The organism is Ancrocorticia sp., assembly GCF_052089425.1.
In the GTDB taxonomy this organism is placed as follows: Bacteria; Actinomycetota; Actinomycetes; order Actinomycetales; family Actinomycetaceae; genus Ancrocorticia.
Genome location: NZ_JBQCZW010000036.1, coordinates 1 through 14,353 on the forward strand (window position 1 = coordinate 1; position 14,353 = coordinate 14,353).

14 protein-coding genes and 1 pseudogene are annotated in these 14,353 nt (G+C 59.6%); all 15 read right to left on the minus strand.

Features of this window, described 5'->3' with window-relative positions; translation table 11 throughout:
* Position 1: 1 nt before the first annotated feature.
* Positions 2–385, minus strand: a complete 384-nt coding sequence (locus ACTHV6_RS09975; RefSeq protein ID WP_441387341.1) for a metal-sulfur cluster assembly factor — start codon at positions 383–385, stop codon at positions 2–4.
* Positions 378–860 (minus strand): Fe-S cluster assembly sulfur transfer protein SufU, encoded by a 483-nt coding sequence (sufU, locus tag ACTHV6_RS09980; RefSeq protein ID WP_441387342.1) that lies wholly within the window; start codon positions 858–860, stop codon positions 378–380. The genes ACTHV6_RS09975 and sufU overlap by 8 nt, the downstream gene beginning before the upstream one ends.
* Positions 860–2,116 carry a SufS family cysteine desulfurase gene (locus ACTHV6_RS09985; protein ID WP_441387343.1) on the minus strand — a complete coding sequence of 419 codons (1,257 nt, stop codon included), beginning with the start codon at positions 2,114–2,116 and terminating at the stop codon, positions 860–862. Before ACTHV6_RS09985 ends, sufU begins: the two co-directional genes overlap by 1 nt.
* Positions 2,116–2,868: a Fe-S cluster assembly ATPase SufC gene (gene sufC / locus ACTHV6_RS09990; protein WP_441387345.1), complete on the minus strand. Its 753-nt coding sequence runs from the start codon at positions 2,866–2,868 to the stop codon at positions 2,116–2,118. Before sufC ends, ACTHV6_RS09985 begins: the two co-directional genes overlap by 1 nt.
* Before the next feature lie 15 nt (positions 2,869–2,883).
* Positions 2,884–3,219 carry a non-heme iron oxygenase ferredoxin subunit gene (locus ACTHV6_RS09995; RefSeq protein WP_441387346.1) on the minus strand — a complete coding sequence of 112 codons (336 nt, stop codon included), beginning with the start codon at positions 3,217–3,219 and terminating at the stop codon, positions 2,884–2,886.
* On the minus strand, positions 3,216–4,391 hold the full coding sequence (sufD, locus tag ACTHV6_RS10000) for a Fe-S cluster assembly protein SufD (RefSeq protein WP_441387347.1): 1,176 nt from the start codon (positions 4,389–4,391) through the stop codon (positions 3,216–3,218). The genes ACTHV6_RS09995 and sufD overlap by 4 nt, the downstream gene beginning before the upstream one ends.
* Entirely contained in the window at positions 4,392–5,843 is a 1,452-nt protein-coding gene (gene sufB / locus ACTHV6_RS10005; protein WP_441387348.1) for a Fe-S cluster assembly protein SufB, read from the minus strand.
* Entirely contained in the window at positions 5,824–6,537 is a 714-nt protein-coding gene (locus ACTHV6_RS10010; protein ID WP_441387349.1) for a helix-turn-helix transcriptional regulator, read from the minus strand. Before ACTHV6_RS10010 ends, sufB begins: the two co-directional genes overlap by 20 nt.
* A 174-nt stretch (positions 6,538–6,711) precedes the next feature.
* Positions 6,712–7,311, minus strand: a complete 600-nt coding sequence (locus ACTHV6_RS10015; RefSeq protein ID WP_441387350.1) for an NUDIX domain-containing protein — start codon at positions 7,309–7,311, stop codon at positions 6,712–6,714.
* Complete coding sequence (locus ACTHV6_RS10020) at positions 7,308–8,987, minus strand: CTP synthase (protein WP_441387352.1); 1,680 nt, start codon at positions 8,985–8,987, stop codon at positions 7,308–7,310. Before ACTHV6_RS10020 ends, ACTHV6_RS10015 begins: the two co-directional genes overlap by 4 nt.
* Before the next feature lie 17 nt (positions 8,988–9,004).
* On the minus strand, positions 9,005–10,600 hold the full coding sequence (murJ, locus tag ACTHV6_RS10025) for a murein biosynthesis integral membrane protein MurJ (protein ID WP_441387353.1): 1,596 nt from the start codon (positions 10,598–10,600) through the stop codon (positions 9,005–9,007).
* On the minus strand, positions 10,597–11,415 hold the full coding sequence (locus ACTHV6_RS10030) for a hypothetical protein (protein WP_441387355.1): 819 nt from the start codon (positions 11,413–11,415) through the stop codon (positions 10,597–10,599). The genes murJ and ACTHV6_RS10030 overlap by 4 nt, the downstream gene beginning before the upstream one ends.
* Positions 11,412–12,386 (minus strand): copper transporter, encoded by a 975-nt coding sequence (locus ACTHV6_RS10035; protein ID WP_441387356.1) that lies wholly within the window; start codon positions 12,384–12,386, stop codon positions 11,412–11,414. Before ACTHV6_RS10035 ends, ACTHV6_RS10030 begins: the two co-directional genes overlap by 4 nt.
* 10 nt (positions 12,387–12,396) lie before the next feature.
* On the minus strand, positions 12,397–13,572 hold the full coding sequence (steA, locus tag ACTHV6_RS10040) for a putative cytokinetic ring protein SteA (RefSeq protein WP_441387358.1): 1,176 nt from the start codon (positions 13,570–13,572) through the stop codon (positions 12,397–12,399).
* Between the two features lie 4 nt (positions 13,573–13,576).
* Positions 13,577–14,353, minus strand: a pseudogene (locus ACTHV6_RS10045) (DNA repair protein RecN); the annotation flags it as partial.

Sequence of the window (14,353 nt, forward strand, 5' to 3'; positions counted from 1 at the left end):
TCTAAACGTTAAAGCCCAATGCCTGCAGCATTTCGCGTCCCTCGGGCGTGATGCGCTCGGGACCCCACGGTGGCAGCCACACCCAGTTGATGCGCATGGAGGTGACCATGCCTTCGAGGGCCATGGCCGATTGATCCTCGATCACATCGGTGAGTGGGCAGGCGGCAGAGGTGAGCGTCATGTCCACAACTACCTTGGTGCCGTCCAGATGAACGCCGTATACGAGGCCAAGATCCACAACGTTGATACCCAACTCGGGATCAATCACGTCGCGCATGGCCTCCAGTACGTCCTCATCGGTCACCGTTGGAATCGAGGGCGTGCCAGAGTAGGTGGGTGTGCTTCCGGGGTAAGCGGGAGCGGCTTCTCTCTGATCCTCAGACATGTTCTCCTCCTTGATCGGTGGCACCAGTAGCAACGGCCTGATCGGTTGCGTCACGCATGGCCATCCAGCCTAGCAGCGCGCACTTGACGCGCATTGGGAACTTGGAAACACCAACGAAGGCGCCGGCATCCTCAAGCTTATCCTCATCTTCTTCGCTGAGCTCATGCCCACGCGTATCCATGAGGTGGCGGAAGGTGGTGAACAAGTCCATCACGTCGGAGATGTCCTTGCCTTCTACCATTTCGGTCATGATGGAGATGGAGGCCTGCGAAATGGAGCAGCCCTGTCCTTCCCATCCGATGTGTTCGATCTGCTTGCCGTCTACCGACAGCTTGACCTGCATGTTGACCTGATCGCCACACGTGGTGTTGACCTGGAAGGACTCGCCATCAAAAGATTCGAGTTCGCCTTCACCGTGGCGTTCGCGCGCGGCGTCCAAGATGATCTGCTGGTACATCGCATCCAGTTCGTTCATCAATCCTCCAACCGGAAGTATGGCCGAACACCTGCTAGTGCTGAAAGGAATACGCCAACTTCCTCCACAGTATTGTACGGGCCTAGCGAAGCGCGCGTTGAGGCGAACACCCCAAAATGGCGGTGGATCGGCTGAGCGCAGTGATGCCCTACGCGAACAGCAACGCCCAACGAATCGAGGTACTGGCCAACGTCGTGCGGGTGAACGCCCTCCACGTGGAAGGCAACGGCCCCGGTCCTCTCCGCAGTATCAGCAGGCCCGAGCAACCGCACGCCAGGTATCTTCTGCACGCCCTCCACCATCATGGCGGTGAGCCGCGCCTCGTGGGCGGCAATCTTGTCCATACCGATATCAGCAAGGTAGCTGGCAGCCTCCCCCATCCCAACGATTTGGGCAACGGGTTGGGTACCGGCCTCGAACCGTGCGGGCGGATCGGCGTACGTGGTTTCCTCCATGGTCACCAGTTCGATCATGGATCCGCCGAACTGGTAGGGAGGCAACGCGTCTAGGAGATCGCGCCGCCCGTAGAGCGCACCAACGCCGGTAGGCCCGAGCATCTTGTGACCAGAGAACGCTGCGAAGTCCACGTCCAAATCCCGGAAGTTCACGGGCATGTGGGGCACGGATTGGCAGGCGTCCAGCACGGTGAGAGCTCCCACCGCGCGTGCGGCCGCCACGATCTCCGCCACCGGTGAGATTGCACCAGACACGTTCGAAACGTGCGTGAAGGCCACGATCTTTGTATGAGCATCGATGACGTCCAGAGTATTCAGATCGATACGGCCATCGTCCGTGAGATCCAGCCACTTCAGCGTTGCGCCCGTGCGCAAGCAGAGTTCTTGCCACGGCACGATATTGGAATGGTGTTCCGCACGGGTGACGACGACGACGTCCCCTGGTCCAATCCTGAATCTTTCCGGTCCACGCCCAACACTGGCGTTGGAGATGGCATAGGCCACAAGGTTGATGGACTGGGTGGTCCCCGAGGTCCACACAATCTCGCCGGGATCTACCCCTACGAAGCTGGCAACGCGTTCACGAGCTTCTCCATAGGCGATAGTCGCCTCCTCTGCAAGCTGGTGCGCGCCGCGCTTGACGGCTCCGTTGTGTTCCACGTCCATCGCCCGCACCGCGTCTAGGACACGCTGCGGGCGTTGGGATGTGGCACCTGAATCAAGGTATACCAGCGGCGATTCCCCACGCACCGTACGTGACAGGATGGGGAAATCGCCGCGAGGTGCCGGCGAAAGCTGCATTAGACGCCCACGACCGAATCGTAACCAGTGGTCTCGAGTTCATCGGCAAGCTCAGCGCCACCGGTGCGCACGATCTGACCATGCGCGAATACGTGAACGAAATCTGGCTTGATGTACTTCAGGATCCGGGAGTAGTGCGTAATGAGGAGAATCGAGTTGTTCGTCTTCTCATGGGTGTACACAACGCCCTCAGACACGATGCGCAGAGCATCAACGTCAAGGCCCGAATCCGTTTCGTCAAGAATGGCAACCTTGGGCTCAAGGAGTTCCATCTGGAGAACCTCGGTGCGCTTCTTCTCGCCACCGGAGAAGCCAACGTTGAGATCGCGGGCGATGAAGTCCGGATCAACCTTGAGGTTAGCGGTTGCTTCCTTGACCTTCTTTGTCCAGTCGCGAAGCTTGGGAGCTTCGCCGTCAATAGCGGTCTTGGCGGTGCGCAGGAAGTTCGTAACGGAAACTCCTGGAACTTCCACGGGGTACTGCATCGCGAGGAACAGGCCGGCATGAGCGCGCTCATCGGGCGTCATATCGGTGATGTCTTCGCCGTCCAGCAGCACCTTTCCTTCGGTGATGTGGTACTTCGGGTGGCCGGCCAGCGCATAAGCGGTGGTGGACTTACCCGAACCGTTGGGGCCCATCACGGCATGGACTTCGCCATCGCCAATGTGGAGGTTCACGCCGTGCAGAATCGGCTTGAGGCCTTCGGCAGTTTCAACCGAAGCGTGGAGGTTCTGAATATCAAGTGTGGACAAAGTGATGATCTCCTTTTACAGGGTGGCATCGACGTCGACTAAAACGTCTCCGCCGTTGATCTCAATAGAGTAGACAGGAACCGGCTGAGTTGCCGGCAGTGAGAGTGGACGGCCGGTGGACAAATCAAACGGAGCGCCGTGCTTCCAGCACTCAATCGTTCCATCTTCCACATCGCCTTCCGCGAGCGAATAGTTTTGGTGCGAACAGGTATCACCAATCGCGTGCCATGTGCCATCAGAATCCCGAACAACGGCAACCGGAACATTCGCCCCAGTCCCATCGGGAAGAATCACCTGAAGCGCCTCTTCCGGATCGAGTTCTGAGGTTGTGCATGCGAGCTGGAACGTCACTGCTCGGCCTCCAGAGCGGCCATGTCGAGCTCACGCTCGATGGCGGCCATCAGGCGCTTTTCGATGGAATCCACGCCGATCTGGTCAACCAGTTCCGCGAAGAAGCCACGCACCACCAAGCGGCGGGCAATATCCTCGGGGATACCGCGAGCCTGCAGATAGAAGAGCTGCTCTTCATCAAAACGGCCGGTAGCCGAAGCGTGGCCTGCGCCAACGATTTCGCCGGTCTTGATCTCAAGGTTCGGTACCGAATCGGCCTTTGCGCCACGGGTCAACACGAGGTTGCGATTGAGCTCATAGGTATCCGTATTTGTGGCCTCTGCGCCAATCAGCACGTCACCAATCCACACGGAGTGAGCTTCCGCGCCCTGAAGGGCGCCCTTGTAGGTAGCCCGGGACACGCAGTTCCTGGGGCCGTGATCAACGAAGATCCGATGCTCCTGATGCTCTCCCGCATCGGTGATGTAGGCGCCCAGCAGTTCGGCCGACCCACCTTCATCCCGATAGTTGAGCGAGGTACTGATGCGAACCAGATCTCCACCGATCGTCACAAGAATGTGCTTGACCTTGGCGTTCCGGCCAACGGAGATGCGCTGGTTGGAGAAGTGACGGGCGGTGCGCTCGCCTTCCTGAACGGAAACGACCGTTAGCTCTGCTTCATCACCCACCGTGATCTCTACGCCTTCTGTCAGCTCACCGGTTCCGGTGTGCTCCAGCACCACGGTCCCCTTGGAACCGGGTTCAGCGATGATAGCGGTGTGGGCTGCGTGCATGCCGTCAGGAACGTTCAATGTGACAGACACTTCGTGTTCGTCGTCGTCGTTCGGAATCGTCACAACGTAAGCCTCGGAAAAAGCCTCCCACGCGAGAGCCGCGGACCGATCGTCCGGGATACCAACAGTGCCGAGCCGTGAATCCTTGCGGGTGACGGTCTCAACCGTTTCCGAATCCGCGCTCACGTTGGCGGGGCTAGCCGTGATGGTTTCGCCAATAAAATCAGCGATCCGATCCATCGGGGTAAAGCGCCACTCTTCTTCCTCGCCCGTGGGGACGTGGAAATCGCTCGATGAAAACGAGGTCAGCCGATCGGCGCGAGAAACTCCCGTGCCGAAATCCTCGTCCTCAACGAGTTTTGCGCGCGAATGATCAGTAGACAAATCAGACGTTGTCATTTAGCCGACGCTTCCTTCCATCTGGAGCTCGATGAGACGGTTGAGCTCAAGTGCGTACTCCATGGGCAGCTCGCGGGCGATCGGCTCAACGAAGCCGCGCACCACCATGGCCATTGCTTCCTGCTCGGTGAGGCCGCGCTGCTCAAGGTAGAACAGCTGATCCTCAGAGACCTTGGAGACCGTGGCCTCATGGCCCATCTCCACATCGTCCGTGCGGACGTCCACGTATGGATAGGTGTCCGTACGGGAGATGTCATCCACCAAGAGCGCGTCACACACAACCGAGGACTTGGAGCGATGAGCGTTCTCCTCAATCTGAACCAAACCGCGGTAAGAGGAGCGGCCGCCACCACGGGAGATCGACTTGGAGACGATCGAGGAGGTGGTATAGGGGGCCGAATGGATCATCTTCGCGCCTGTGTCCTGATGCTGGCCCGGACCCGCAAAGGCCGCAGAGAGCGCTTCGCCGTGGGCGTGTTCGCCCAGCAGCACGCAGGCCGGGTACTTCATGTTGATGCGAGAACCGATGTTGCCATCGATCCACTCCATCGTGCCGCCTTCGTACACCGAAGCGCGCTGGGTCACGAGGTTCAACACGTTGTTGGACCAGTTCTGGATAGTTGTATAACGAACGTGTGCGTTCTTCTTGACGATGATCTCCACAATCGCCGAATGCAGCGAATCGCGCTGGTAGATCGGGGCGGTACAGCCTTCAACGTAATGAACGTAGGAACCTTCATCCGCAATGATGAGCGTGCGTTCGAACTGACCCATCGATTCGGTGTTGATGCGGAAGTAGGCCTGAAGCGGGATATCCACGTGGACGCCCTTAGGAACGTAGATGAAGGATCCACCCGACCACACGGCAGTGTTCAAGGACGCGAACTTGTTATCGCCCGTTGGGATAACGGTTCCGAAGTACTCCTTGACCAGATCGCCGTGTTCGCGAAGCGCCGTGTCCGTATCGAGGAACAGAACGCCCTGCTCTTCCAAATCCTCGCGGATCTGGTTGTACACAACTTCCGATTCGTACTGGGCTGCAACTCCGGAAACCAGACGAGCCTTCTCCGCCTCAGGAATTCCGAGGCGATCATACGTTTCGCGGATATCATCGGGCAGTTCTTCCCATGATTTCGCCGGCTTCTCGGTTGACTTAACGAAGTACTTGTACTCATCGAAATCAATGCTCGAAAGATCAGCGCCCCACGTAGGCATTGGACGGCGCTCAAAGAGCCTCAGCGCCTTCAGGCGCCGCTTGAGCATCCACTCCGGTTCGCCCTTGACGGACGAAATGTTGCGGACAACGTCCTCGTTCAAGCCTCGCTGGGCAGCTTCACCTGCAGCATCGGAATCGTGCCAGCCGAAGCCGTAACCGCCTCCGAGTGCCTCGATGGTCTCCTGCTGCTCATTTATGGCCTCAGCAACCGCGGCCTCATGCCGGGTTTGTGTCATGGCTGTCCTTCCATGTTGTTGTTGCTTCGCGGGTGCGCGAAACAAGAGGGATCGTCAGTGTACACACGTGTTCTCCGCCAGCTAGTGTGGCAAGGCGTTGAACGTGCACGCCGAGAAGTCGATGAAATGCTTGGGTTTCCGCCTCACACATGGCGGGGTATGCCGTTGCAACTTCCTGAATCGGGCAGTGCCCCTGGCATAGCTGGAGCGTGTAGCCCTTTGGCCCGCGGCGAATACTCGCTGCGTAGCCATCTTGAGTCAGAACCCGTGCGAGCGCATGCGCCCGGGCTTCGAGATCATCGCCAGATGACGCGATCGCATCACGATAGCGAGCCTCAAGGCCACTAATACGCTGCTGGGCAAACTGCCAGATGCCATCATCGCCCAGAGAATCGTAGAGGAAATCGAGGGCCTGAGTGGCCACATCTCCATACGAATCCCCAAACGAGGCCTGACCTTCACCCGTGGCAACATAGCGCCGAGACGGCCTACCGCGCCGCGCAGGCTTGGATGCAACACCCTCGTATTCGGTTATTTGTCCGTCCACTTCGAGCTGGGCTAAATGGCGGCGCACTGCGGCAGCCGTCAAAACGAGTTCCTTCGCGAGTTCCGCGGAGGTAATCGGACCCTGTTCAATAATGAGACGGAGGATACGGTCTCTTGTGCCGATATCGGTATCTGATATTCCGGTCATCTGAGCCTCCTCCCCTACCTCCACTATTAAACAACATGCCCCTTTCTAAATTCCACCGCCACACGGGTTTTCTGGAATAATTCCAATGTGAGCATAGGCACGTTAGGTAAACCTGACTCGTTATGAGAATCTGTGCCGCCGGCTCTGTGCTGGCGGCGCGGGCGGGGCGGATGGCTACGGACGCGTATTTCGGGATTGGCGTGCGACGTAGGCAAGGATCCCCACCACAAGGCTGGGAGATTTCAGATCTCCGGCCAGCACGGCAGCTACGACATCCTCGACCGGGAACCACTTCGTCTCGATTTCAGCTTCCTCATCCTCACGCACGAATTGGTGGTCAGTGGCAGTGACTCCCTGCGCTAGGTACACGTGGAGCTGTTCATCGGAGCACCCGGGGGATGTGTAGTAGCTGGCCAGCGGCGTGTAGGTGGCTGCCTGATGGTCCGTTTCCTCGGCCAGTTCGCGGGCGGCTGCTGCCTCTGGAGCTTCGCCAGCAACGTCCAAGAGGCCAGCCGGGATCTCCCACATGACGCTCTGAACCGGGTGGCGATACTGGCGGATCAGCAATACCTCGGGGCCGTTATCCCTCTCGCGCACGGCGAGAATGCCCACTGCATCATCGTGGCGAATGAACTCACGGGTCATCGCGGCACCATTTGACTGCAGTTCAATATCATCGGCCACCACGCCAAAAATGTGACCGGTGAACGGCTCCGTGCGGCCGGTGATGCGGGCATGGTTGCTGTCCCGGACATCCGCGAGCTGGGTACTCATGCGCTCTTCCTTTCCAGTGCGGCAGCGATCAGGCCAGCGAAGAGTGGGTGAGCGGCCGTTGGGCGGCTCTTGAACTCGGGGTGGGCCTGCGTTGCCACGTAGTACGGATGAATGGCCCGTTCCATCTCCACGAACTCCACGAGCGTGCCATCGGGTGACGTGCCACTGACTGTCAACCCGGCCTCTTCGAGCTGGCCGCGGTAGTCCTGATTGACTTCATAACGATGGCGGTGGCGTTCGCTCACGGCACTCGCCCGATACAGTTCGGCAACCAGTGAGCCTTCGGTTAGCTGCGCCGGGTAAGCACCCAAACGCATCGTGCCTCCCATGTCCCCCTGACCATCCACGATCTTCTGCTGCTCGGCCATGGTGGCAATCACGGGCTCGGCCGTTTCAGCATCGAACTCTGTGGAGGAGGCCTCCGGCAGCCCGCACATATTCTGGGCGGCCTCGATCACCATGCACTGAAGGCCAAGGCAGATGCCCAGCGTGGGGATCTTGTTTTCGCGTGCGTAGCGCAGCGCGCCGATCTTGCCATCAAGCCCGCGCACCCCAAAGCCTCCCGGCACGAGGACAGCATCAACATCCGCGAACTGCTCGCGCGCGCCCTCCTGTGTTTCGCACAGGTCAGAGGCGACCCACTTGATATCTACGACGGCGGAATTGGCGAAACCGCCGGCACGTAGAGCTTCAGCAACCGAAAGGTAGGCATCGTGCAGATCAACGTACTTGCCAACAAGCGCAACCCGTACGCTCTCCTTCGGATGACGGACGCGATCCAGCAGCACGTTCCACTGCGTCCAATCCACATCACGGAAGCTGAGGCTCAGGCGGCGGATCACGTAGGAATCGAGCCCTTCTTGCGATAGCGTCACAGGGATCTCATAGATCGAGGCGGCGTCGCGGCATTCGATCACAGCTTCGCGATCAACATCGCACATCAGCGCGACCTTGTTCTTGATGCTTTCGTTCAGTTCGCGATCACAGCGCAGTACGATGGCATCAGGCTGGATACCGATGTTGCGCAGAGCGGCAACTGAATGCTGGGTTGGCTTCGTCTTGAGTTCCCCGCCAGCGGCCAGATATGGCACCAGCGAAACGTGAATGAACAGAACGTTTTCACGCCCAACAATCTGGCGCACCTGACGCGCAGCCTCAAGGAACGGCTGCGATTCGATATCGCCCACTGTGCCGCCGATTTCCGTGATGATCACGTCCGGCACTTGTCCATCCTTATCAGGCTGGGCCTGAGCGCGCATACGATCAATGATCTCATTGGTGATATGCGGGATCACTTGGACGCATTCGCCCAGATATCCCCCGGCGCGTTCGCGCGCCAAGACGCGTGAATACACCTGTCCGGTTGTCGAGTTTGCATCGCCCGTAAGCTCCACATCCAAGAAGCGCTCGTAATGGCCGATGTCCAGATCTGTTTCCGCACCGTCTTCGGTAACGAACACCTCTCCGTGTTGGAAAGGATTCATCGTGCCGGGATCCACGTTGATGTACGGATCAAGCTTTTGCATGGTGACGCGCAATCCGCGCGATCTTAAGAGGCGGCCCAAGCTGGAAGCCGTGAGCCCCTTACCAAGTGAACTCGCCACACCACCGGTGACGAAGATGTGCCTAGTGACCGTGTTCTGATTTCCCGGTAAACGGGCTGCTGTATGCTCCACGGGACTTCAGCCTATCACTAAGATCGTGTAGCCATTGACAGTGCTCGGCGATCTGTGACGTAGATGGCCAGCCCACCCCCACCCACAATGATGAGGCCGCCAACAACAACCGCGGCGCCCGCGCCGATGAGGCCCGTGCCAAGCCACGCAACGGCTCCACGAACCGCGGCGTATCCAAGAGCGCCAGCCACGCCGGCGGCACACGTGACCGTCAGGGCGGCGCGCCCGAGCCCGGCTATCGCATCGCTGCCCAGCGCCGCGCGGATCGCCACAAGCTGCCCAATCGCGCCGATGGTCATTCCAATGGAGATTGCCACACCAATCGCAATCAGGACTTGTGTGCGCCCCTCGATGCCGAACAGAACTTGAATTCCCAAGGCAATGCACACAGTGAACCATGCGGCCATGTTGACCACCACCACGGCACGAGAAGCCTCAAGTGCGTACAGAACGCGCGAACAGTGATAGATCAGGGCGTACCCCACAAGGCCGGGCGCCATAGCGATCAGGGCCACGTCCAAACCCGATGCTTCGCGTAGGTAATCGAATACCAGCTTGGCAGGTAGGGCCAGCGCGGCCAGCAGGGCCACACACATGATTCCGATTTCGAGCACAAGCCGGGTGGAGCGAGCTGTCAGCTCCGCGAGCCCCGGACGCCCGGGTAGTGCCGCCGCCTCGGAAAGGCGCGGAAAAACGGCGGTGGCGATCGGCACGGCAAAAACCGCGTAGGGAACCATGTAAATCGCATTGGCGAACGTATAAATCGGGTAGGCGCCCGTTTGCCCGCCATCTCCTGCCCCATAGGTATTGGCCACCACCATGATGGTGATGATCTGAACCTGCTGAGCAAGGATGCCGCCAAGGCCGGCTCCCATGAGCTTCACCGCTCGCTTGGCCACGCCGGGAGGAAAAGCAAACGTTGGCCGGATCTTCATCAGCCGCATCACCGGTATGAGCTGAGGCAACGAGAACGCGACGGTTCCCAGCGTTGTGCCCCACCCCAGCCACATGATCGATGCAGTGGACAGGGCCTCCGGGTCATGTTGATTGCCCTGTGCAAGCTCCCAGAAGATGACGAGGGCACCAATGACGGTCACAGCTGAGAGCATCGGTGCCAGAGCCGGCAAAATGAAGCGGCGATGGGCCTGAAGAATCCCCGTGCACACAAGCGATATGCCGTACAAAGGAATCTGGAGAGCGAACATGCGCAAAAGCCCTGCCGCTAGCTCCACCTCGTCGGATTCTGTGCCACGGCCAAGGAGAGCCGTGGTGATGGGAGTAGCGGCCAGCACAACAATCCCAGCGATCGGCAGCCCGATAGCCACGATCCACGTGAGTAGCGCGGAGGCCGTGCGGGAGGCCTCTTTTTCCATCTTCTTGGCGAGGAATCCCGAGATGAGCGGAATAACCGCGCCCGCCAGAGCGCCACCAGCGGCAACTTCAAACAGGACATTCGGGACGGTATTGGACGTTGAGTACGCTTCGCCTGCCAACGTGTCCCCGAGCGCGCCATTTTGCACCCACGTACGGACGAACCCGACAAGCCGGGACAGGAGTGTCAGGATCGCAATTGATCCCGCCGCGCCGGTAACGGTGGCAACCGCCTTGTTCATGGCCGTCCGAACTGATCAATCCGGGAGAGAACCGAATTGTTCTCAATCACCTTGGAGAAGGACACCTTTTCACTGGCGAGGGTCAGGCCAACCACGCAGGCCAAAGCACCTGCGCGAACGGCAGGGCACCGGACGGAGGCCAAAGAGTATCCCAAGCCGGCGCCGATCGCGTTTGCTCCCATATCCCCGAGCATGGTCTGGCCGGCCAAATCGGCTTCTGCGCAGACGGCACCGGTTGATATGATCCCCGCAGCGAGCCCCGAAGCTGCACCAGTTGACGCGATGAGCGGCGCAGCCACCGCAGCGCTCGCCTTGATGGCGCGCCCCGGGCGAAGGTCCAAAAGGTTGACGAGGTTGGCGGTTCCGGCGATCAGTGCCGTGCGCGTAACCCACGAAACCGTGCGGCCAGAAAGGCTCCGTTCGTCAGCCAGAGTTGCGGCCCCTGCTGCGGCGCCTGCCCCAATCAGAGCGATCTTGAGCGCACCAGAGGTCAGCTTGCCGCCGCGCAGCGCGCCCAAATGCCCGCGCAATCCCTTGCCTTTGGCAGGGAAACGATCTTCTAGCTGATCATCGATGTAGCCGGCTACCGCGCCAGCCCCAACGCTGATCAGCGCGCCGCACTTGCCGCGCCCAGGAACAGTAGCTGCGGCGCCAAGCATCCCAGCGCTCGCAACGAGTCCCTCGGTGAGTGATACGCTGCCGCCGCTAAATGACGTCCGGTCCCACGAAGCGAATGTGGCCCCGGAGCTACGCATTGCTTGCCGCGCAGCCATTGCTCCAGCCGCTGCGGCCAGAGCTCCCGATGTTACGCTCACTCTTCGTCATCCTCTGAATCACTGGCCGGCTTCGATGCATTCACCTTGCTGCCAAGTGGGGCATCGGCCGCCTGCTGGCTGCCGAGGGCAATGTGATCGTCAGTGAGCTCGGCTGCAACTGCCAGCGGCACGTTGAGGCGCCCTGGGGCCGATCCAATCGAATCCACCGTAGATCCATCGTTGGTGCCGCGCATGGCGAGCAAGAGATCGTCGTCGTTCGAAGCTCGTCCGTATCCAACGGTGGCCCCTCGGCTCGCGATCTGTGAAAACATCTGGGTGTAAATCCCGGATTGCGAATCGATCTCCGAGGTCTCGTTCGCGCTCAAATCCTCATCGGGCGAATACAGCGTTTCGGGGGTGACAACGATGATCGCATCCGCTGGCGCCGTAATCTCGCGATCAACCGTCACCAAAGCGTCTTCTTCAGCGGTCAGTGACCCCAGAAGGACGTTGGCGTTTTCGTTGCCGGTTCCCTGACGCAACACGTAATCCAACGCGGAGCTGACAATTTGATCATCGGTGGGATTCTCCGGCAAATCCTCGACGTATTCGGACACCTGGTTGGCGAACGCGCCGCGATAGGTGGCCTTATCAGAGCTGCTGTACGCATCGGTCAACGTCACCTGCCCGGAGATGGAGGCGCCGGCTTGCTCGAGGCTCTCGATCATTTCCGTCACGGCATCGCCGTTCGTCCCGGGGAGCAGGACAATCGCGAGATTGCGATCATCCAGGGTCCCGGGGAGCATATCTCCGGCCACGGTATCCAGCGCGCCATCTGATCCGGCCAGCTGATCTTCTACGAGCGCAAGATCATCGCGCAGCCCGTCGCGGGACTCACGAAGCGTATCGATCTGTCCCGAGAGGGTGTTGCCGATCGAGTTCTGCAGAGGCCCCGCACCAAGAATGATGCCAATAGCCAACGCCAGAAACACTGAGACCAGCGAAACAAGGTGGTACCTGAAATCAACCATAATGTGCCTATCAGAAGAGAGTCGCAAACCAGTGGACGATATCACCGAACCACGTGGAGATTAATCCGAACATCGCGTGTCCGGTGGCAGTGGCGAATAGAGCCGCCCCGATGGCGATACAGCCCGCAAGAATGAGGAAGAAGATCTGCCAATTAGAAATGCGTGAGCGGTACAGCTGCGATACGCCCTTGGCATCGATGAGCTTTCCGCCAATCGCCAGCCGGGTGAGGAACGTTGAAGCCATTCCGCTACGGCCCTTATCGAGGAACTCGATGAGCGTATTGTGTGTGCCGAGGGCAACGATGAGCTGGGCGCCCTTATCATCGGCGAGCAGCATGGCCACATCCTCGGATGTTCCCGTCACGGGGAATACCACATGCTCCACGCCCAGATCTTGAACGCGTTTGCGCCCCGGCGCCCGGCCATCACGATAAGCATGAACAATAATCTCTGCCCCGGAGGTCAGAGCTTTATCGGAGACGGAATCCATATCGCCCACGATCATGTCCAGCTTGAAGCCTTCTTCAAGGATGGCGTCCGCTCCCCCGTCCACGCCAATCATGATGGGCTTATACTCGCGGATGTATGGACGAAGCGCGGCTAAATCCTCCTTGTAGCGATATCCGCGCACAACCACAAGAACGTGACGGCCTTGGAAATCGGTTCTGACGTCCGGGACGCCAACGCCATCAAAAATCAGATCCTGCTCACGTTCCACGTATTCCATCGTGTTCGTAGCAAAGGCCTTGAGCTGAACGCTCATTCCGGCGCGAGCAGCTCCCTGATCCCCAGCAATAGTTTCCTCAGTCTGGACCGTGCCCTCAGCCAACAGTTCATCGCCGCGGTACACCCGGCCACCATCGATGTGGAGGACATCGCCTTCGCGCACGTCCATAATCTCCGTGCCCAGATCATCGATCAGAGGGATTCCCGCAGCTTCTAGGATTCCCGGGCCGAGATTCGGGTAACGGCCGGAGGTTGACTTTGCAGCGTTCAGGACGGCTTTGGGCTTGCATTCGACGAGTGCCTCCGCCGAAACGCGATCAATATCCGAATGGTTGATCACGGCGATATTGCCCGGTTCTAACCGTTTCGTCAGATTCTTGGTGCGCGGATCTACCCGGGCCTGAGCCTCAAGCTCCCCCGCTTCTTGCACGTCCTTCTTGCGGACTATTCGAAATGCCACGGTTTTATCGTGCCACATCCGCAGTGGAAAGCAGCTCAGCCGCGTGGGCGCGTGCCGTTGGAGAATCGGTTCCGGCAAGCATCCGTGCCAGCTCGCCAAGCCTTTGGTCCCCCGCCACGCGCTCCACATGTGTGATGGCAGATTTCTGCTTCGATTCCTTGACCACTACGTCTTGCGTGCCAGCGTATGCGGCAACCTGAGCAAGGTGGGTCACCACGATCACTTGGCTCGTAGCAGCCAGTGCCGCCAACCTGTGCCCCACTGCGAGGGCGGCACGCCCGCCCACTCCTGCATCGATCTCATCAAAAAGGAAAGTGTGGTGCTTATCATGGGCCTCAGCAGCCAATGACACCTCCACTGCCAACATAATGCGAGAGAGTTCGCCTCCAGAAGCGCTCTTTCCCAGCGGGGCCAGCGGAGCGCCCGCGTGCGAAGCAAGTTGGAACGCCACAACGTCTTTCCCATGGGCCGCGGGAGTGGGAGCTTCGGTCACTGAAATCGAGAAGGTGGCATCCGGCAACGCGAGCTGCGGGAGTTCTGCGGTCACGGCGGCAGTCAGCTTTTTGGCGGCGGACGATCTGGCTAATTGCAGCGCCTTGCCGGCCTTGTCCATGGCAGCCCGAGCCTGATCAAGCGCCGCTTCCAGCCTCTCACGCGTGGCATCCACATCGCCTAGATCCTCTAAGGCTGCCCGCGCCTGATCGGCCTCCTCGATCGCCTGATCCAGATCCATGCCGAGCGCTTTGCGTAGCCCTTGGAGAGCTTGGCGGCGGGAATAGAT

Bases quoted from the DNA above. Each gene is read 5' to 3' on its own strand.
- ACTHV6_RS09975 (WP_441387341.1), bottom strand. From the start codon at position 385: ATGTCTGAGGATCAGAGAGAAGCCGCTCCCGCTTACCCCGGAAGCACA.
- sufU (WP_441387342.1), bottom strand. From the start codon at position 860: ATGAACGAACTGGATGCGATGTACCAGCAGATCATCTTGGACGCCGCG.
- ACTHV6_RS09985 (WP_441387343.1), bottom strand. From the start codon at position 2,116: ATGCAGCTTTCGCCGGCACCTCGCGGCGATTTCCCCATCCTGTCACGT.
- sufD (WP_441387347.1), bottom strand. From the start codon at position 4,391: ATGACAACGTCTGATTTGTCTACTGATCATTCGCGCGCAAAACTCGTT.
- sufB (WP_441387348.1), bottom strand. From the start codon at position 5,843: ATGACACAAACCCGGCATGAGGCCGCGGTTGCTGAGGCCATAAATGAG.
- ACTHV6_RS10010 (WP_441387349.1), bottom strand. From the start codon at position 6,537: ATGACCGGAATATCAGATACCGATATCGGCACAAGAGACCGTATCCTC.
- ACTHV6_RS10015 (WP_441387350.1), bottom strand. From the start codon at position 7,311: ATGAGTACCCAGCTCGCGGATGTCCGGGACAGCAACCATGCCCGCATC.
- murJ (WP_441387353.1), bottom strand. From the start codon at position 10,600: ATGAACAAGGCGGTTGCCACCGTTACCGGCGCGGCGGGATCAATTGCG.
- ACTHV6_RS10035 (WP_441387356.1), bottom strand. From the start codon at position 12,386: ATGGTTGATTTCAGGTACCACCTTGTTTCGCTGGTCTCAGTGTTTCTG.